Origin of the sequence: Pseudomonas sp. 24 E 13, from assembly GCF_900004715.1 — a bacterium.
Lineage (GTDB): Bacteria > Pseudomonadota > Gammaproteobacteria > Pseudomonadales > Pseudomonadaceae > Aquipseudomonas > Aquipseudomonas orientalis_A.
Genome location: NZ_CVTO01000140.1, coordinates 57,803 through 76,423 on the forward strand (window position 1 = coordinate 57,803; position 18,621 = coordinate 76,423).

Consider the following 18,621-nt stretch of genomic DNA (forward strand, 5'->3'; position numbering starts at 1 on the left):
TTCGGCCAGCGTGGTTTAACGGGGCGCCTAAGATCAAGATCAAGAGCGACTCGCTTCGCATCGTGGTTACATTACGGTTGGGCGCTACAGAGTTGTGTAGATACCCATGGCCATCGGGGGCAAGCACCCTCCCACAGTTTTGATCTGCGGTGAATCAGTTGGAAAGGCGCTCGGCCAACACCGCAATATGCTCCGGCCCGATCCCGCAGCAACCGCCCAGATGACTGGCGCCGCGCGCCTGCCAATCCGCCGCCCAGTGCAGGTAACCCGGCGGGTCGAGATCGTCGCGCAACGGGTCCAGGCCATCGTTGGCCGTGGCTTCCTTGGGTTGCGGCGGGAAGGCATTGGCGTAGGCGCCGATCTGAATGGCAACGCCCAATCGCTCGAAGGTTGCCCGCGCCGCATCGATCGCCGCGCCGATCACTTCGGGCTGGCTGCAGTTGAACAGCAACACCTGCACGCCCAACTGCGCCGCCGCCTCGGCGGCCTCCGCCACCGGCTCGCCGGAACGCAGGCGCGGCACCTCATCGGTATCCTCATCTTTCAAGGTAAACGACAGCCAGAACGGCTTGCCATCCTGCGGCAGGCCGGCATGAATCGCTTGCGCTTCAACGATGGAGCTTTGGGTTTCCGCCAGCCACAGGTCAACGTGAGGCGCCAATCCCTGCACCAGCGGTGTCAGCAATTCGCTGACCCGCTCAGGCAGGAACAGGTCGGGCCGATAGGAGCCAAACAACGGTGGCAATGAACCGGCGACGCGCACCGACTTGCCCGAGGCCTTCACCGCCCGTCGCGCCAACTCACCAGCCAATGCGGCCAGCGCCTGGCCCTCCTGCGCGAACCGCGCTTCGCCGATATGAAACGGCACCACCGCGTAGCTGTTGCTGGTAATCACGTCGGCACCGCTGTCGATATAGGCCGTGTGCACCGCCTCTACCGCTTGCGGCGCCTCGCTCAGGGCCAGCGCCGACCATTCCGGCTGGCGGAACGGCGCGCCACGGCGTTGCAGTTCACGGCCCATGCCGCCATCGAGAATTACGGTGTTTGTTGTACCCATATGCTTTTTACTCATATGCTTATGAAAATAACTCACTATGAGAGTCGTTCTTATAACTATTTAATGCGTACCGTTCGGTTAATAACAACCTCTTTTTTATTCAGGTGCTCGATTTTGAAATTACGACCGCTGTTGGCCCTGGGCCTGACGATGTTGGCCGCTTCAACCCAAGCCTTTGGCGGTGCCACCCTGGACCGTATCGAGCAGAAGAAAGAGCTGGTCGGGGTGCTGATGGAAAGCTATCCGCCGTTTTCATTCCTCAACGAGCAGAACCAGCTCGACGGCTTCGACGTGGATGTGGCCAAGGCCGTGGCGCAAAAGCTTGGGGTCAAGCTGCGCCTGGAAACGCCTTCATGGGACGTCATTGCCGCCGGCCGCTGGAGCGGGCGCTACGACATTTGCATCTGCTCCATGACCCCGAGCAAGGCACGCGCCGAGGTGTTCGATTTCCCGGTGGAGTACTACGCCTCGCCCGCCGTCATCGTGGTCAATGCCAAGGATGATCGCATCCATGCAGCCAAAGACCTGAGCGGCAAGAAAGTCGGCCTCACCAGCGCCTCCAGCTATGAAAGCTACCTGAACAAGAACCTGGTGATCGAAGGCGCCGAGGACACGCAGTTGCAGTACCCGTTCGAGGATGTGCAGATTGCCCCGTACGACACCGACAACGTGGCATTCCAGGACCTCGGACTGGGCGCGGGCGTGCGCCTGGATGCGATCCTCACCAACTTGGTCACCGCGCAGCCGCGCCTGACCCAGGACAAGCGCTTCAAGCTGGCAGGCGAGCCGCTGTATTCGGAGCCCAACTCGGTGGCCATCGAAAAAGGCGACGCGCAGTGGGACAGCAAAGTGCGTGAGGTCTTCGCCCAGCTCAAACAGGACGGCACGTTGAGCAAGCTGTCGCAAAAATGGATCGGCGCCGATATCAGCCGATGAGCTTTCGTATACGGCTTTACCTGACCTGGGCGGCGCTGCTCGCGCTGTTTGCGAGTTTCTTCCTGAGCTTTGACCTGAAGTTCTCGATCATCCTCGACAAGCTGCCCAACCTGGTCGGCCTGCACCTTGCGCCCAATGGCTTCCTGCAAGGCGCGGCGCTGACGCTGTTTTTGTGCCTGTGCGCCATCGTTGCGTCGTCGATATTGGGGTTTGTCACCGCCCTGGGGCGCCTGTCGAAAAGCGCGGTGGCGTTTGGCATTGCCAGTTTCTACGCCTCGTTCTTTCGCGGCACGCCGTTGCTGATCCAGATCCTGCTGATTTACCTGGGCTTGCCGCAACTGGGCCTGGTGCCGGGCGCGATCGTCGCCGGCATCATCGCCTTATCGCTGAACTACGGCGCCTACCTGAGCGAGATTTTCCGCGCCGGCATCCTCGGCGTGCCCCATGGCCAACGGGAAGCGGCGTTGGCCCTGGGCATGCGTGACCGGGCGATCTTCTGGCATGTCACCCTGCCCCAGGCCATGCGCACCATCATCCCGCCGGCCACCAACCAGTTCATCTCGATGCTCAAGGACTCGTCGCTGATCTCGGTGATGGGCGTGTGGGAAGTGATGTTCCTGGCGCAGTCCTACGGCCGCTCGAGCTACCGCTACATCGAGATGCTCACCACGGCGGCGATCATTTACTGGGTAATGTCCCTCGGGCTGGAGCTGATCCAGGCGCGCATGGAGCGACATTTCGGCAAGGGGTATGTGCGCCGCGGTTGACGCTTAGAACCCCTTGCGTCGCACTTTGACCACACCCATCTGCAAACCGAAGGGACGGAGCACCGCATTCAGCGATTTCAGGGTTTGGTTGCCCTCGCCGTGCTCGATATGCACCAAGGTGCGAACGGAGATTTTGCACATCCTGGCGAACTGGCTTTGGTGCAGGCCCGTCACTTCGGTGCGCAAGCGACGCACGGCGTCGCCCAGTTCGAGCGAACCATCAGCCAAGCCGTGCTCAACACTTTCAATCAACAAGGCACGAGCATCCAGTGAGACCGTCATCGCAGCCCCCATTGCTTCAGGCGCAGGTCCAGTTTTCCAAGTGGGATGCTGGGATGATTCAGCGTCACAGCGGGCAGGCCGCTTGCAGCCAGAAGATCCGGTAATGCACGCAGCTGCTGCGCTGCTTGTCGCAACCGTTCAAAGCTTTGCTCGGGATCAACAATGTCGGAAAGGGCCTCGCAGACGCCTTTCCAATTGATATCTCCCGCTTTTTCCAATGCTTTAGGCCACTTGGTGGTTCGCGTGACAGCCTCTGCGTCCATGACCATGGGCGCCAAGTCATAAATAGGCGCCAGTCTCAGCGCTTTAGGCTCTCGGATAATCGACGTATTTCGCCCATGGTTGTCCGAGTTGCCCAATACCTTATTCAGCAGGTCTCGGCGCAGGTACTCTGCAACCAGATCGGCAACCTGACCCTCTTGCCCTGCGGCTCGCCATTGCTCGACCAGCAGTCTCACGACGTCCGAATGATCCATGTAGCTGCCGGGAGTGGTCACTCCGGCCAGCGAATAGATCGACTCGACTGCCAGCCTTTCAACACCATTTTCGCCCAGTCTGCGGTCAAAACGATGCACCCACAGACTCGGCTTTGTAGCCTCTTCCAAGGCCAATCCTTCGGCGGCTACAGTCTCGATTCCAAGCGCATGAAGTGCCTTGTAATAGTGGTATTCACTTCTCAGGATGTCCTGATCGTTCTGAGTGGCCTGGTTGCGCGGGAACTTGATGAACCAATGCTGAGCGACGTCGTCGTCATTCAGGATGGCGTCAGGATACAGCAGGCCGTCCGCGCCCTGGCTCATCAACAGCTTGGGTGCTTCGCCGCCGGCGCCGGTAGCACCGCCTATTGCAGCGCCCTGCTCATAGGCATATTCAAGAAAACCGCTGTTGCGGCTGGTCACGTCATGTCGTGAAAAACCCATCGGTACCTCGCCGTCCAGAGCCAGCACGGACTCCTTGATACGCATATTTCCGATCGGAGCCGGTGTGCTGCGCCCAAGCAAAAACAAATCATCATCAACCCCCTGCGGTTTCTCACGACCCGTGCGCTGCATTAAAAACCGTTTGGCAGAACCGGCTGGCGCAATATCGTGCAAAAAGGCAGGTGCTGATTTGAGCACTGAAACGTCCCACTCCAGTGGAAACCGTGCACTGACGCAGGTGTGGAAAGGCCGTTGGATGTCGTCAAGATTATCGACAAGGTAATCCTGTCGATAATGGAACCTGCAAGGCCCGGCAAAACCCTTTTGCGGCTCGGGAAACTCCAGGCGCATTGCGTCACGCCAGTACCCAGCGGTAAAAATCTGCAATATCAACGAGTAGGCGCGGCCAGTCTGCAATTTAATGCACCTTCTGAAGGGTTCGAGGCGTTATTAACGCAATATAGTGCATCCAGAACGTTCGAAACTGATAATTTACGCATTAAAATGCAATTTAAATACGCCATGACCAGCCAATGGCGGATGAGCTTTTAATCGCACCCCACTAAGGACAACTCCCGCAAACCAGCGGTCAGTGGCCTGACAGTTATCCCTCGACGACCTCGCTACATTCCCCGCCTCATTCATCAGAGGTCGGGAATTCATGTCTTTTATACCCTCCAGAATCGCTGCGTTCATCAGCCTTGCAGTGGCCATCAGTGTTCAACCCGCGCAAGCACGCGGCGATATTGAATACAGGCCGTTTTTTCATCAGCCTTACGATTCGGCCGAGACTGAGTGGGCCTTCGAACCCGAGTTCGATACGCCACCTTCCCCGCCGCCCTACGCCGGTTACCTCATTGGACAAGCCACGTCCTACAACGGCGTGCAGGTCGCCAAGGTGCTGGAGCCCGCTCTGCTTGATTTGCTGACCTCCGGGGAGCTGACCTCGGAAGAGATAAAGGACCTGCAGAAAGCAAATGAAGCACTGGCCGCACAGCCCGGCGGGATCGGCGCAGCCCTTGAACAATTGGCCGGCAGCCAAAACGCTAACCTGGCCACCGCCAGCCACGCCGTCACCGGCCAGATCAGCAACCAATTACTCTCGACCCTGCGCGCCTTGCCTGCCGACGAGAATAATCACGTTTGGGTGCAGGGCCTGGGCAACGACGGCCACCTCGATTCACGCAGCGGCAGCGCCGGCCTGAAGCACCGCACCCGTGGGCTGTTGCTGGGAGCCGACTGGGCGGTCGACCACGCCTGGCGTGTGGGGGTGATGGGTGCCAAGTCCACGAGTAATCTTGACGCCCAGCGCTTTTCCGCCGAGCTGGACAGTTTGCATCTGGGTGCCTACGCCGTGCGCCAGGACGGACCGCTGGCCCTGCGCCTGGGTGCGATCTACAGCAGCCACGCCGGGACCAACCGGCGCAACGTCAATCTGCTCGATTACAAGGATCAGCTCAAGTCTCATTACGATGCCCAAAGCCAAACGCTGTTCTCGGAACTGGGCTATCAATTGGGCAGCCAGGACTTGCGCGTCGAGCCCTTCGTCGGCCTTGGCTACCAGCGTTATCACCGCGACAGTTTCAAGGAAAGCGGTGGCCTGACCGCGCTCAACGTCGGCGCGCAGACCCAGCAGAACCTGAGCAGTACGGTGGGTCTGCGCCTGGCGACGGTGTACCGGTTCGATAATCAGGTCAGCCTGACACCCCACCTCAGCACCGGCTGGAAACATCTCTACGGCGCAGTCGACAGCCAGGTGCGCCAATCCTATCGCAACGTTCCAGTGGCACTGGACGGCTTTACCATCACGGGTACGTCACTGGATCGCGACAGCCTGGACGTGAACGCCGGCGTAGACCTGGCCTTGTCCAGCCAACACACGCTGGGCCTGAGCTACAGCGGCCAGGCGGGTACCCATAGCCGCAATCAAGGCGTCAAGGGGCAATGGACGATGAGCTTTTAACCGAGCGTCGTAAGCGTCCACTTCAATAGCGAACCCTCTCACAATCCTCGGTGCTACCGCCGACAGCAACGAGCTTTTCCTTGCGTTAGTTTTCGACCTCCAGCACACGTGAGGTCGAAATCCAATGTCGCAAGTACCCACCCAGTCCGCAGTCTATCCCTCTCAAGCGTTCTATCCAGTGTCGGCGACCGTGCAGGTGGAGGCCGGCGACGACATCTATAATCACGGCCTCATCAGCGGCAAGCAATATGGCGTGCTGGTCGATAACGGGAGCGCTGGGCCTGACGTTGGCAGCACGTTGCTGGTCAACAATGGCACCATCAGAGGTCGCAACGGCTATGGGGTGAACCTGCTAGGCAACTTCAACGACAGGGTCGTCAATAACGGCCTGATCAGCGGGGGCAACGGCATTGCCCTGGACATGGGCGGGGGCAACGACGTGTTGATTGTGCGCGGCCAGGCCCGATTCAGGGGCGAGGTGGACGGCGGCAGCGGTACCAACCAGGTCATCCTCGAAGATATCGAGGGCGGCACGTTCAACGGCGCCCGCCAGTTTCAGCATCTGGACGTCAATGCAGGCACCTGGACCCTGACCGGCGCACTGGAGGCCAACCAGCGCGGCCGGGTTCAGAGCGGCGCCACCTTGATCAACCAGAACCGCATCGGCGGCACGGTCACGGTTGAACAGGGTGCTACCTATGCCGGAGGCACGGTGAACGAACTCGACGTCGCCGGCACGCTGTTGCTCGACCCGGTCTTGAAAAACCAAGATCGAATCAAACGCGACCTGAACATGGCAGCGGGTTCGACCCTGGTTTTCAAGGTGGGCCAGGGCGAAGCACACAGCACCCTGAAAGTCGGCAACCGTGCCAGCCTCGCGGGCGCGACGCTGAATATCCAGATAGAGCATGAACATGATGAACTGCTCAACCGCCAACTACGTGTCGTCGACGCCGCACAGATTGAAGGCCGTTTCGAGCGGGTCACCAGTCACCTTGCAACCCTGACCCCGGAACTGATCTACACAGCCACCGGCGTCTTTGTCAGCTTCAAGCACCAAAAGCCTGCCGCCGAGGCCTGAATCTCGGGCAAAAAAAAGGAGGGCACCTGCCCCCCCGAGGATTAAGCGGTCACGTCGAAGGCTGGATTCAGCCTTCGATCTCAATCAGGATCTCACCCGGGTTGACCCGGTCGCCCTTGGCCACATGAACGGCGGACACCTTGCCGGCAATGGCGGCCTGGACTTCGGTTTCCATTTTCATGGCTTCAGTGATCAACACGGCCTGGCCGGCCTTGACCACGTCGCCCTCCTTGACCAGCACATCGACGATATTGCCCGGCATCGCCGTGCTGACATGGCCCGGTTCGGTAGCGTGCTTGCGCTTGCTGCCGCCGCTGCTGACGAATTCGTTGAGCGGTTCGAACACCACTTCTTCCGGCATGCCGTCGATGGACAGGTAAAAGTGGCGCTTGCCTTCGGCCTTCACGCCCACCCCGGTGATATCCACGCGGTAGCTTTCGCCGTGCACGTCGATGACGAACTCGGTCGGCACGCCTTCGCCGCTGGCACGGGCGACTCCGCCGGCTTCCGGAATCGGCAGCAGCACCTCAGGGGCCAGGGTGCCGGCGTCGCGTTCTTCGAGGAATTTGCGCCCGATATCCGGGAACATGGCGTAGGTCAGCACGTCTTCTTCGGACTTGGCCAACGCGCCGATTTCACCGCGCAGCTTGGTCATTTCCGGCTTGAGCAAATCAGCCGGGCGAACGTCGATGACCTCTTCGCTGCCGATGGCCTGACGGCGCAGCTTTTCGTTCACCGTGCCCGGGGCCTTGCCGTAGCCACCCTGCAGGTAGAGCTTCACTTCGTTGGTGATGGTCTTGTAGCGCTCACCGGCGAGCACGTTGAAGAACGCCTGGGTGCCGACGATCTGCGACGTGGGCGTGACCAGCGGCGGGAAGCCGAGGTCTTCACGCACGCGCGGGATTTCGGCCAGCACTTCGCTCATACGGTTCAGGGCGCCCTGCTCTTTCAACTGGTTGGCCAGGTTGGAAATCATCCCACCCGGTACCTGGTTGACTTGCACGCGGGTGTCGACGGCAGTGAACTCGCTTTCAAACTGGTGGTATTTCTTGCGCACGGCGTAGAAGTACAGGCCGATTTCCTGCAGCAGTTCCAGATCGAGGCCGGTGTCGAACTCGCTGCCTTTGAGGGCCGCGACCATCGACTCGGTGCCCGGGTGGCTGGTGCCCCAGGCGAAGCTGGAGATGGCGGTGTCGATATGGTCGGCACCGTTTTCGATGGCCTTGAGCTGGCACATCGCGGCCAGGCCGGCGGTGTCGTGGGAGTGGATAAAGATCGGCAGGTTCTGCTCGGCTTTGAGCGCCTTGACCAGTTCGCCGGTGGCGTAAGGGGTCAGCAGGCCGGCCATGTCCTTGATCGCGATCGAGTCACAGCCCATGGACTCCAATTGCTTGGCCTGGGCCACGAAGGCGTCGACAGTGTGCACCGGGCTGGTGGTGTAGGCGATGGTGCCCTGGGCGTGCTTGCCGGCGGCCTTGACCGCTTCAATGGCCACGCGCAGGTTTCGTACGTCGTTCATCGCATCGAAGATACGGAACACATCGATCCCGTTGACCGCGGCCTTGGCGACAAAGGCTTTGACCACATCGTCGCTGTAGTGGCGGTAGCCCAGCAGGTTCTGGCCGCGCAGCAGCATTTGCAGGCGCGTGTTGGGCAACGCGGCGCGCAGTTGGCGCAGGCGCTCCCACGGGTCTTCTTTGAGGAACCGTACGCAAGCGTCAAAGGTGGCACCGCCCCAGACTTCCAGAGACCAGTAGCCGACTTTGTCGAGCTTGTCGCAGATCGGCAGCATGTCATCGGTGCGCATGCGGGTCGCCAGCAACGATTGGTGAGCGTCGCGCAGGATGGTGTCGGTTACGAAGATCTTTTTGCTCATTGTTATATTCCTCACAGGCCTGCGTGGGCGGCGATGGCGGCGGCGATGGCCAGGGCCAGCTCTTCGGGTTTGCGCTTGATCGAGTAGTTGGTCAGCTCAGGGTGGCTTTCCACGAAGCTGGTATTGAACTGGCCGCTGCGGAATTCCGGGTTGCGCAGGATTTCCTGGTAATAGGCGGCGGTGGTCTTCACGCCTTGCAGGCGCATGTCGTCCAGGGCGCGCAGGCCGCGGTCCATGGCTTCTTCCCAGGTCAACGCCCACACCACCAGTTTCAGGCACATGGAGTCGTAGAACGGCGGGATGGTGTAGCCGGTGTAGATCGCCGTGTCGGTACGCACACCGGGGCCGCCGGGGGCGTAGTAACGGGTGATCTTGCCGAAGCTGGGCAGGAAGTTGTTCTTCGGGTCTTCGGCGTTGATGCGGAACTGCAACGCAAAACCTCGGTGCTGGATATCTTCCTGTTTCACCGACAGCGGCAGGCCCGAGGCGATACGAATCTGCTCGCGGACGATGTCGATCCCGGTGATTTCCTCGGTGATGGTGTGTTCCACCTGCACCCGGGTGTTCATCTCCATGAAGTACACCTCGCCCTCGGCGAGCAGGAACTCCACGGTGCCGGCGTTCTCGTAGCCCACAGCCTTGGCCGCGCGTACCGACAGGTCGCCGATGTAGGCGCGCTGTTCCGGGGTCAGCTGCGGGCTGGGGGCGATTTCAATGAGCTTCTGGTTGCGGCGCTGGATCGAGCAATCACGCTCGAACAGGTGCACCACGTTGCCAAAGCTGTCACCGAGGATCTGCGCCTCGATGTGCTTGGGATTGACGATGCACTTTTCCAGAAACACTTCCGCCGAACCGAACGCCTTGGTGGCTTCGGAAATCACCCGGGGGAAGGCTTGTTCGAGTTCTTCGCGGCTGTTGCAACGGCGAATACCACGACCGCCACCACCGGAGGTGGCCTTGAGCATCACCGGGTAACCGATACGGTCGCCTTCGGTGAGGGCTTCATGGATGTCGGCGACGTTGCCTTCGGTGCCCGGCGTGACCGGCACACCGGCCTTGATCATGCTGCGCCGCGCTTCGGTCTTGTCGCCCATGCGGCGGATGACTTCGGCGGACGGGCCGATGAATTTGATCCCGCGTTCGGCACATATGTCCGCCAGCTCGGCGTTTTCCGACAGGAAACCGTAGCCGGGGTGCAGTGCATCGCAGCCGGTTTCCACGGCCAGGTTCACCAGCTTGCGCGGGTTCAGGTAACCGGCCAGGGGCTCGGCCCCGATGCTGTGGGCTTCGTCGGCACGCTTGACGTGCAACGCGTGGCGGTCGGCGTCCGAATAAACCGCGACCGAGCGAATGCCCATCTCGGCGCAGGCACGCACGATTCGTACGGCAATTTCACCACGGTTGGCGATCAGGATCTTTTTTATCACTTGGAAATTCCCTTGAGCCGATTGCTGCGTCTTTGACCTTAGTAGCAAGGTCAGCGCGTGACCAAATGTTTCATGACAGTCGCGAGACACACACTAAGCGCACGGATGGATTAACAAAAATCAATAATTATTGGGTTGTGTATAAGTAAAGACTTATAGTTGGCGGGATGATTGCTGAGCGGGGAACTATCTAATGCGTAAGTCATTGATGCGTATGACATTGCGTCAGTTGCAGATTTTCAATGAAGTGTGTGATTTGCGCTCCTACAGCCGTGCAGCCGAGGAAATGTCCCTGACTCAACCGGCCGTCAGCCTGCAAATTCGCCAGCTCGAAGAGCTGATCGGCCAGCCGCTGTTCGACTATGTCGGCAAAAAGCTCTACATGACCGAGGCCGCCGAAGCCCTGCAACGGGCCAGCCGGGATATTTTCGGCCGCCTGGAAAACCTCGATATGCAGCTCTCGGACATGCAGGGCTCACTGCAGGGCCAATTGAAGCTGGCGGTGGAGTCCAGCGCCAAATACTTCGTGCCGCACCTGTTCGCCGCCTTCAAGCGCCAGCACCCGGAGGTGCAATTGCACCTGACTGTGGTCAATCGCGCCCAGGTGATCCGCCGGCTCTCGGACAACCGCGACGACCTGGTGATCATGTCCATGGTGCCCCAGGACATGGGCCTGGAATTCCTGCCGTTCCTGAATAACCCGATCGTCGCCGTGGCGCTGCCGGATCATCCGTTGAGCCTGAAAGGGCCGCTACGCCTGCAGGACCTGGAACCCTACACCCTGCTCATCCGCGAACCGGGTTCCGGCACACGCCTGGCGTGCGAAGAGTACTTCAAGGAAAAACGCGTGCACTTCACCCAGACCGTGGAAGTGGCCTCGGCCGAGGCGCAGCGTGAGTGCGTGGTCGCCGGTTTAGGCGTGGCCCTGCTGACGCGCCACGCCTTGAACCTGGAACTGGCCACCGGCGGGCTCAAGGAGCTGGCGGTGGAAGAACTGCCGCTGTACCGCAGTTGGTGCCTGGTGCAAGCCAAAGCCAAGCGGCTGTCACCGGTGGCCCATGCGTTCCTGGGCTTTATCCGCAGCGAACGGGTACAGATCAGCGCCCTGGCTGAGCGCTTCGCTGGGCAGCCAAGGGCGCCTGCCAATGCAGTTCCGGGTAGTCACTGATGCTCTGCAGCAGCTGGCGCTGGTCACAGCGGTCTTCGATTGCGCGACGGAACGCCATGCGGCGCTGGTCTTCCTGCTGACGACGGGTCTTGACGGTGCTGTTGCTGTCTTCGTAGGTCCGGGCCATTTTGGAGTCTCCCAATGCGAGTGCGGGGAGTACAGGATGGGTGCGAGGGATGACGGGGCGATGACAGTGCGATGAAGATTCTGGACACACAAAAAGGGGGCTTGCCCTAGTGCCCTCTGTAGGAGCGAGCTTGCTCGCGAAAAATTCACAGGCACCGCGTTCATTCAGAAAGCACGCGTTATCGTTGACGTTTTTCGCGAGCAAGCTCGCTCCTACATTTTGGATCTGTGTACAGTTCAGTCGTCGAGGGCTTTGACCGACTTGGGCGACAGTCGCAGGCTGCGCAAACTGCGCTTCACGCTCTTGAGGTGGTTGACCAGGCTCGGTCCGCGGGCCATGGCAACCCCCATCGCCAAAACGTCGATCACCACCAGATGAGCAATGCGCGAGGTCAGCGGCGTGTAGATCTCGGTGTCTTCATGCACGTCGATCGCCAAGTTCACCGTAGACAGCTCCGCCAATGGCGTCTGGCTCGGGCACAGGGTGATCAGCGACGCGCCGCTTTCACGCACCAGGTTGGCGGTGATGAGCAGGTCTTTGGAGCGACCGGACTGGGAAATACAGATGGCCACGTCGGTGGGCTTCAAGGTCACCGCCGACATCGCCTGCATGTGCGGGTCGCTGTAGGCCGCCGCCGTGAGCAGCAGGCGGAAAAACTTATGCTGGGCGTCGGCCGCCACCGCACCGGAAGCACCAAAGCCGTAGAACTCCACGCGCTGGGCCTGGGACATCGCGGTCACGGCCTTTTGCAGCTCCACCGGGTCGAGCTTCTCGCGCACTTCCATCAGCGTATGCAACGTGGTGTCGAAGATTTTCAGGCTGTAGTCGGCGACGGAGTCGTCTTCATGGATCGCAAACTGGCCGAAGCTCGCCCCGGCAGCCAGGCTTTGCGCCAACTTGAGTTTCAAATCCTGAAACCCGGAGCAACCGATGGCGCGGCAGAAGCGCACGATGGTCGGCTCGCTGATGCCCACGCTGTGGGCCAGATCAGCCATGGAACTGTGCATCACAGCCGCAGGGTCAAGCAGCACATGATCGGCAACCTTGAGTTCCGATTTGCGTAACAGGTGGCGCGACTGGGCGATATGTTGCAACAGGTTCAAAGGGCAGGACTCTTGTTATTGGCAGACGCCAGGGATGTAGCAAGCTTGTAGTTATACTACAAGAATTGCCGTTTTGCCCGCCTGATGCAGCACTAAATCGCCCTGCCCCCCACTGAAATTAAGGGTAGAGGCTTTGTAGCCACAGGGGCTGCCCCCGAGTCATTAAGGAAATTCCGGATTTTGCCGTAACAAATCTACCAGCCCCTCGGGGTGCATCGGTCGGCTGATCAGATAGCCCTGCACCTCGTCGCACCCCTCGCTTCGCAGGAAATCCAGTTGCTGCTGATCTTCCACGCCTTCGGCCACCACTTTGAGCGCCAACCCGTGGGCCATGGCAATGATCGCCCGGGTGATGGCGGCGTCCTCACGCCCCTGGCCAAGCCCGCGGATAAAGGTCTGGTCGATCTTCACGTAGTCCACCGGAATACGCTTGAGGTAGCTGAGGGATGAATAGCCGGTACCGAAATCGTCGATGGCCAACTTCACACCCAGCTCGCGCAACTGCCGGAAGGTCGTGATGATGTGCTCGACACTGTCGAGCAGCTGACTTTCGGTCAGTTCCAACTCGAGGTATTGCGGGTCCAGCCCGGTCTCTTCCAGCACCTGGCGCACCAGGCTGACCAGCTTGCCCTGGCGCAACTGATGCACCGACAGGTTCACCGACACGCGAATCGGCGCCAGCCCCTGACGCTGCCACTCACAGGCCTGCCAGCAGGCCTTGCGCAACACCGCCTCGCCCAACGGCACGATCAGGCCGGTTTCTTCGGCCAGCCCGATAAAGTCCCCCGGCGGCACCAGGCCCCATTGCGGGTGTTCCCAGCGCACCAGGGCCTCCACCGCATTGAGCTTGCCGGTGGCCAGGCACAGTTTGGGTTGGTAGAACACCGTGAGCTGGCCTTCGTCGATGGCCTTGCGCAGATGGTTTTCCAGCTGCAGGCGCTCCAGGGTGCTGGCTTGCAGGCTGTCGGTGTAGAACTGGAAATTATTCCCCCCCAGGTGCTTGGCGTGCTGCATCGCCATATTCGATTGGCTGACCAGCGCAGAAATTTCCCGCGCATTATCCGGCAGCAGGCTGACGCCCATGGAGGCGCTGACCACCAGCTCATGGCCCTCCACTGTCACCGGCACGCGCAGCTTTGCCAAGAGCCGGGTCGCCACGCGCGCCAGGCTCGACAAGTTGCCATAGGCATCGAACAGCACCGCGAATTCGTCACCGGACAGGCGGGCAATGGTGTCGGCTTCCGGCAGTGCGTTGATCAGCCGCCGTGCCATCTTCTGCAATAGCTGGTCGGCCACTTCATGGCCCAGGCTGTCATTGAGCAGCTTGAAACGGTCGAGGTTGATGTGCAGCAGGGCCAGGCTGCGCCCACCCTGACGCACGCGCTGATGCGCTTCGCGCAGCCGCTCGCGAAACAGCGAACGATTGGCCAGGCCCGTCAGCTCATCGTAATGAGTGAGGTAGCGCATGCGCTCCTCGGATTCGCGCCGCGCGGACAGATCGGCGAAAAAGCCGACGATATGACTGACATTGCCGCGAGCATCGCGCACCACGCTCAGGTGCAGCCACTGCGGGTACAGCTCGCCGTTCTTGCGCGTCTCCACCAGTTCGCCCTGCCAGGTGCCGTGGCTGAGCAGTGCCTGGCGAATCACCGGGAAGTGCCGCCGGGCATCGCGACTGCAGGGTAACTCCACGACATTGCGCCCGAGCATGTCGTCGATGTCAAAACCGGTGACGCGGCTGAACGCCTGGTTGACCGCGATCAGCACGTAGTTGGGGTCGAGAATCACGATGCCTTCGCTGGCGGCCTCGAACACCGTCGAAGCAAGCCGTTGCTGTTCTTCCAGGGCCTTGCCGGCACTGATGTCGCGCCGCGTGCCGAGCATGCGGATCACTCGCCCACCAGGCGAACGCTCTACCGCACGCCCACGGTCCTCGATCCACACCCAGTGCCCGTCGCCATGGCGTATCCGGTATTCGACCTGATAATCCTCGCTGCGGCCCTTGAGGTGCTCCACCAGCGCGTGCTTGAGCAGCGGCAGGTCGTCGGGGTGCAGGCGCGGCTTGAGATGACTGAGCATCGCGGTGACGTACTCGGGTTCCAGGCCGAACAGCTCCTTGAGGTGGGTGTGGTGCACCTCATCGGTTTGCAGATTCCAGTCCCACAGGCCCAGCTCACTGGCTTGCAGCGCCATGGCCAGGCGCGCCTCGCTTTTGTTCAGGGCGAGGCTGGCGGCGTCCAGTTCCTGGCCGCGCAGGGCCATACGGTCTTGCAGGCCGGCCTGGGCGTCACGCAAGTCCTGTTCGACCTGGCGACGCTGCTCGACTTCGCGCATCAGCGCCTGGTTCAACTGCTCGCTGCGGCGCCGGGCCTGCTGCAAATGCTCGATCAAGGCCTGGTTCTGGAAACGTCGCAACAGCCCGCGCTGGATCAGGCGGTTGACCTGCCACGCCACCACGCTCAACGACGCCAGCAGGATCACACCGAGCACGCCCCAGCCCTGTTGCTGCGAGGTGCCGTTGCAGAACAGGTACGCGATGATCGGCACCAGGCACGGCAAGGCGAAGGACAAAAAGGCCCAGAGGCTCACGGCATACGCCACGCTGGCCGACAGCATTGCCGCGCCGATCAGGCCGAACACCCAGGCCTGTTGCATGAAGCTGTCGGTGGGCACCAGGGCGATGGCGGCGATCGACAGGGTCAGGCCGCTGACCGCCGAGCCGAGCATGAACATCCGGCGCCAGACCGGTTGGGCCTGGCGGCTGGGCATGGCCGACTCAAAGGCCGCCACCTGGATGACCCGCATCGCCACCAGCGCCAGCAACCAGACCAGCCAGGCGCTGTCGAGCAGGTATTGCGCGGGGTTCCACAACAGCCAGGCGCAGACCAAACCATTGACCAGCATCAGCAGGGTTGGCACCAACGAGCCCTGATACAACAGGCGTGTCCGCTCCACCGCCATCTGGGTGGCGTAATGTTTGCGGATAACCTGCGCAGGCGCCGCCGAAGGGCCGAACAGGTCAGTGTCAAAGGTCATAGGCAGTGTTCTTATAATGGTGAGCCCGAAACGTCGACGGAGCATACACAAGCAAACGCTCGGACCAAACTGCTCCAGATCATAAAAAGCGCCCGGCTGTTGGGCGCAAAGCGTTGTTCCAGACAGCTTGAACGAGACGCCACGCGGGCTGTGGCGCATGACCGACCGGTCATCCGCGCTCCGCAGAATGTTGGCCCGCAGGCGGTTTTCCGTCGGGCGCCTGGCATTGGGGTTTGCCCGTCTTCCCCCGGCACCCTAGAATGCGCCGATGCGCGATGATCTCTCCCTTTTGCTGAACTCCCTCAACGATGCCCAACGCCAGGCCGTAGCGGCCCCCGTTGGCCGTCAGTTGGTCCTGGCCGGTGCTGGCTCCGGTAAAACCCGAGTGCTGGTGCACCGTATCGCCTGGTTGATCCAGGTCGAGAACGCGTCGCCCCATTCCATCCTGTCGGTGACGTTCACCAACAAGGCTGCCGCCGAGATGCGCCATCGCATCGAGCAACTGATGGGCATCAGCCCGGCCGGCATGTGGGTGGGCACCTTCCACGGCCTGGCACACCGCCTGTTGCGGGCGCATTGGCAGGAAGCGGGGCTGGCCCAGACATTCCAGATCCTCGACAGCGACGATCAGCAACGTCTGGTCAAGCGCGTGATCCGCGAGCTGGGCCTCGACGAGCAACGCTGGCCGGCGCGCCAGGCCCAGTGGTTTATCAACGGCCAGAAAGACGAAGGCCTGCGTCCGCAGCATATCCAGGCCAGCGGCGATTTGTTCCTGGCCACCATGCGCAGCATCTATGAAGCTTACGAGGCGGCCTGCGCACGCGCCGGCGTGATCGACTTCTCCGAACTGCTGTTGCGTGCCCTGGACCTGTGGCGCGACAACCCCGGCTTGCTGGCCCATTACCAGAAGCGTTTCCGGCACGTTCTGGTGGACGAGTTCCAGGACACCAACGCCGTGCAGTACGCCTGGTTGCGCCTGCTGGCCAAGGGTGGCGACAGCCTGATGGTGGTGGGTGACGACGACCAGTCGATCTACGGCTGGCGCGGCGCGAAAATCGAGAACATCTATCAGTACTCCGAGGACTTCCCGGACGCGGTGACCATCCGCCTTGAGCAGAACTACCGCTCCACCGCCGGGATTCTCAAGGCCGCCAACGCCTTGATCGCCAACAACACCGGGCGCCTGGGCAAAGAGCTGTGGACCGACGGCGGCGAAGGCGAAGCGATCAACCTGTACGCCGCCTTCAACGAACACGATGAAGCGCGCTACGTGGTGGAAACCATCGAAGGTGCATTGAAAACCGGCCTTTCGCGCAGCGATATCGCCATTCTTTACCGCTCCAACGCCCAATCGCGGGTATTGGAAGAAGCCTTGCTGCGCGAGCGCATCCCGTATCGCATCTACGGTGGCCAGCGCTTCTTCGAGCGTGCGGAAATCAAGAACGCCATGGCCTACCTGCGCTTGCTGGAAGGTCGGGGCAACGACGCGGCGCTGGAGCGGGTGATCAATATCCCGGCCCGTGGCATCGGCGAAAAAACCGTCGAGGCCATTCGCGAACACGCCCGCCATGCCGATGTGTCGATGTGGGAGGCCATGCGCCTGCTCATCGCCAATAAAGGCCTGACGGGCCGCGCAGCCGGTGCCTTGGGTGTGTTTGTCGAGCTGATCGAGAACCTTGCGGCCAAATGCGCGGAAATGCCCCTGCATCTGATGACCCAGACCGTGATCGAACAATCCGGGCTGATCGCCTACCACGAGGCTGAAAAAGGCGAAAAAGGCCAGGCCCGGGTAGAAAACCTTGAGGAACTGGTCAGCGCCGCCCGTGCGTTCGAAAATGCCGAGAACGAAGAAGACCTTACACCGCTCGCCGCCTTCCTCGGCCATGCTTCGCTGGAGGCCGGGGACGCCCAGGCTGACGAACATGAAGACAGCATCCAGCTGATGACCCTGCACAGTGCCAAGGGCCTGGAATTCCCGTATGTGTTCCTGGTGGGCATGGAAGAAGGCCTGTTCCCGCACAAGATGAGCCTGGAAGAGCCGGGCCGTCTTGAAGAAGAACGTCGCCTGGCTTACGTGGGCATTACCCGGGCCATGCAGAACCTGGTGATGACCTACGCCGAAACCCGACGCCTGTACGGCAGCGAGACCTACAACAAGGTGTCGCGCTTCGTACGTGAAGTGCCGAAGGGGCTGATCCAGGAAGTGCGCCTGTCCAACAGCGTCAGCCGCCCGTTCGGCGGCGGCCAGCAGCAGAACTCCAGCAGCATGTTTGCCGGTTCCGAGATTCCGGAAACACCGTTCAGCCTGGGCCAGCAGGTCAGGCACGCGATCTTCGGCGAAGGCGTGATCCTCAACTTCGAAGGCGCCGGCGCCCAGGCACGCGTGCAGGTGAACTTCGCCGAGGGCAGCAAGTGGCTGATGATGGGCTACGCCAAACTTGAGGCTGTCTGAAGTCTGATCGTTCCCACGCTCTGCGTGGGAATGCCGCCCGGGACGCTCTGCGTCCGCTCTCAAAGCAGTGACGCAGAGTGTCACGGGACGCGTTACCACGCGGAGCGTGGGAACGATCTGTACATGAAGGTTTTTGGCCCACCCTTGTTTTTAATAAGGGCGGGCCAATATCTGTAATAACTCCTACAGACCATTCCGAATCAGTCCTACGCAAAAGCCCGAAACATTATGTCGCTAGCCACTGTCACTACACCTGTGCAACATGGCGCGCGTGCAATCCACAAATGGGAATTCCCTTTATGAAACGTTTTCTTAGCATCGCCATGGCGTTGTGCATCGGCTTGACGATGAGCCTCGACGCCAACGCCAAACGCTTCGGTGGCGGCAAGAGCATGGGCTCGGCACCGACTCACCAGACCAGCCAGA

Annotated in this window: 14 protein-coding genes and 1 pseudogene; 7 read left to right on the forward strand and 8 right to left on the reverse strand. The window is 61.0% G+C overall.

Annotation, left to right across the window (positions count from 1 at the left end):
- Positions 1–154: 154 nt before the first annotated feature.
- Positions 155–1,057: a homocysteine S-methyltransferase family protein gene (locus tag BFP90_RS18900; protein WP_065893013.1), complete on the reverse strand. Its 903-nt coding sequence runs from the start codon at positions 1,055–1,057 to the stop codon at positions 155–157.
- 114 nt (positions 1,058–1,171) lie between these two features.
- On the opposite strand from BFP90_RS18900, the gene BFP90_RS18905 reads away from it, so the two are divergent.
- Entirely contained in the window at positions 1,172–1,993 is an 822-nt protein-coding gene (locus BFP90_RS18905) for an ABC transporter substrate-binding protein (RefSeq protein ID WP_065883831.1), read from the forward strand.
- The gene (locus tag BFP90_RS18910; protein WP_065893012.1) at positions 1,990–2,760 is read left to right on the forward strand and encodes an amino acid ABC transporter permease; all 771 of its coding nucleotides are present in this window, start codon (positions 1,990–1,992) and stop codon (positions 2,758–2,760) included. The genes BFP90_RS18905 and BFP90_RS18910 overlap by 4 nt, the downstream gene beginning before the upstream one ends.
- A gap of 3 nt (positions 2,761–2,763) precedes the next feature.
- On the opposite strand, the gene BFP90_RS18915 is transcribed toward BFP90_RS18910, so the two are convergent.
- Positions 2,764–3,042, reverse strand: a complete 279-nt coding sequence (locus BFP90_RS18915; RefSeq protein WP_065893011.1) for a helix-turn-helix domain-containing protein — start codon at positions 3,040–3,042, stop codon at positions 2,764–2,766.
- The gene (locus BFP90_RS18920) at positions 3,039–4,313 is read right to left on the reverse strand and encodes a type II toxin-antitoxin system HipA family toxin (RefSeq protein WP_256097485.1); all 1,275 of its coding nucleotides are present in this window, start codon (positions 4,311–4,313) and stop codon (positions 3,039–3,041) included. Before BFP90_RS18920 ends, BFP90_RS18915 begins: the two co-directional genes overlap by 4 nt.
- A gap of 310 nt (positions 4,314–4,623) precedes the next feature.
- On the opposite strand from BFP90_RS18920, the gene BFP90_RS18925 reads away from it, so the two are divergent.
- Both BFP90_RS18925 and BFP90_RS18930 read left to right on the forward strand, forming a co-directional pair.
- Positions 4,624–5,925, forward strand: coding sequence for an autotransporter outer membrane beta-barrel domain-containing protein (locus BFP90_RS18925; RefSeq protein WP_065893009.1), 1,302 nt, complete (start codon positions 4,624–4,626; stop codon positions 5,923–5,925).
- Positions 5,926–6,049: 124 nt separating this feature from the next.
- Complete coding sequence (locus BFP90_RS18930) at positions 6,050–7,006, forward strand: hypothetical protein (protein ID WP_141688987.1); 957 nt, start codon at positions 6,050–6,052, stop codon at positions 7,004–7,006.
- Positions 7,007–7,073: 67 nt separating this feature from the next.
- Here the strand turns inward: BFP90_RS18930 and oadA are convergent, their stop codons facing one another.
- Together oadA and BFP90_RS18940 are read right to left on the reverse strand one after the other, a co-directional pair.
- On the reverse strand, positions 7,074–8,882 hold the full coding sequence (gene oadA / locus BFP90_RS18935) for a sodium-extruding oxaloacetate decarboxylase subunit alpha (RefSeq protein ID WP_065893007.1): 1,809 nt from the start codon (positions 8,880–8,882) through the stop codon (positions 7,074–7,076).
- An 11-nt stretch (positions 8,883–8,893) separates the two neighbouring features.
- Positions 8,894–10,309 (reverse strand): acetyl-CoA carboxylase biotin carboxylase subunit, encoded by a 1,416-nt coding sequence (locus BFP90_RS18940; protein WP_003195732.1) that lies wholly within the window; start codon positions 10,307–10,309, stop codon positions 8,894–8,896.
- Positions 10,310–10,502: 193 nt separating this feature from the next.
- On the opposite strand from BFP90_RS18940, the gene BFP90_RS18945 reads away from it, so the two are divergent.
- Positions 10,503–11,477 (forward strand): LysR family transcriptional regulator, encoded by a 975-nt coding sequence (locus tag BFP90_RS18945; protein ID WP_065883843.1) that lies wholly within the window; start codon positions 10,503–10,505, stop codon positions 11,475–11,477.
- Here the strand turns inward: BFP90_RS18945 and BFP90_RS27585 are convergent.
- The 3 genes from BFP90_RS27585 to BFP90_RS18960 form a co-directional block, all read right to left on the reverse strand.
- Complete coding sequence (locus BFP90_RS27585) at positions 11,407–11,604, reverse strand: PA3496 family putative envelope integrity protein (protein ID WP_083203275.1); 198 nt, start codon at positions 11,602–11,604, stop codon at positions 11,407–11,409. The two genes, BFP90_RS18945 and BFP90_RS27585, sit on opposite strands and share 71 nt — an antisense overlap.
- Before the next feature lie 236 nt (positions 11,605–11,840).
- Entirely contained in the window at positions 11,841–12,707 is an 867-nt protein-coding gene (gene hexR / locus BFP90_RS18955; RefSeq protein ID WP_003177007.1) for a transcriptional regulator HexR, read from the reverse strand.
- Between the two features lie 162 nt (positions 12,708–12,869).
- Complete coding sequence (locus tag BFP90_RS18960; protein WP_065897699.1) at positions 12,870–15,743, reverse strand: EAL domain-containing protein; 2,874 nt, start codon at positions 15,741–15,743, stop codon at positions 12,870–12,872.
- Positions 15,744–16,011: 268 nt separating this feature from the next.
- Here BFP90_RS18960 and uvrD point away from each other — a divergent pair, with 268 nt between their 5' ends.
- Positions 16,012–18,195: a DNA helicase II gene (gene uvrD / locus BFP90_RS18965; protein WP_065897700.1), complete on the forward strand. Its 2,184-nt coding sequence runs from the start codon at positions 16,012–16,014 to the stop codon at positions 18,193–18,195.
- 299 nt (positions 18,196–18,494) lie between these two features.
- Positions 18,495–18,621 (forward strand): annotated as a pseudogene (locus BFP90_RS29280) (hypothetical protein); the annotation flags it as partial.

Bases quoted from the DNA above. Each gene is read 5' to 3' on its own strand.
- BFP90_RS18900 (WP_065893013.1), bottom strand. From the start codon at position 1,057: ATGGGTACAACAAACACCGTAATTCTCGATGGCGGCATGGGCCGTGAA.
- BFP90_RS18910 (WP_065893012.1), top strand. From the start codon at position 1,990: ATGAGCTTTCGTATACGGCTTTACCTGACCTGGGCGGCGCTGCTCGCG.
- BFP90_RS18915 (WP_065893011.1), bottom strand. From the start codon at position 3,042: ATGACGGTCTCACTGGATGCTCGTGCCTTGTTGATTGAAAGTGTTGAG.
- BFP90_RS18920 (WP_256097485.1), bottom strand. From the start codon at position 4,313: ATGCGCCTGGAGTTTCCCGAGCCGCAAAAGGGTTTTGCCGGGCCTTGC.
- BFP90_RS18925 (WP_065893009.1), top strand. From the start codon at position 4,624: ATGTCTTTTATACCCTCCAGAATCGCTGCGTTCATCAGCCTTGCAGTG.
- BFP90_RS18930 (WP_141688987.1), top strand. From the start codon at position 6,050: ATGTCGCAAGTACCCACCCAGTCCGCAGTCTATCCCTCTCAAGCGTTC.
- oadA (WP_065893007.1), bottom strand. From the start codon at position 8,882: ATGAGCAAAAAGATCTTCGTAACCGACACCATCCTGCGCGACGCTCAC.
- BFP90_RS18945 (WP_065883843.1), top strand. From the start codon at position 10,503: ATGCGTAAGTCATTGATGCGTATGACATTGCGTCAGTTGCAGATTTTC.
- BFP90_RS27585 (WP_083203275.1), bottom strand. From the start codon at position 11,604: ATGGCCCGGACCTACGAAGACAGCAACAGCACCGTCAAGACCCGTCGT.
- BFP90_RS18960 (WP_065897699.1), bottom strand. From the start codon at position 15,743: ATGACCTTTGACACTGACCTGTTCGGCCCTTCGGCGGCGCCTGCGCAG.
- uvrD (WP_065897700.1), top strand. From the start codon at position 16,012: ATGCGCGATGATCTCTCCCTTTTGCTGAACTCCCTCAACGATGCCCAA.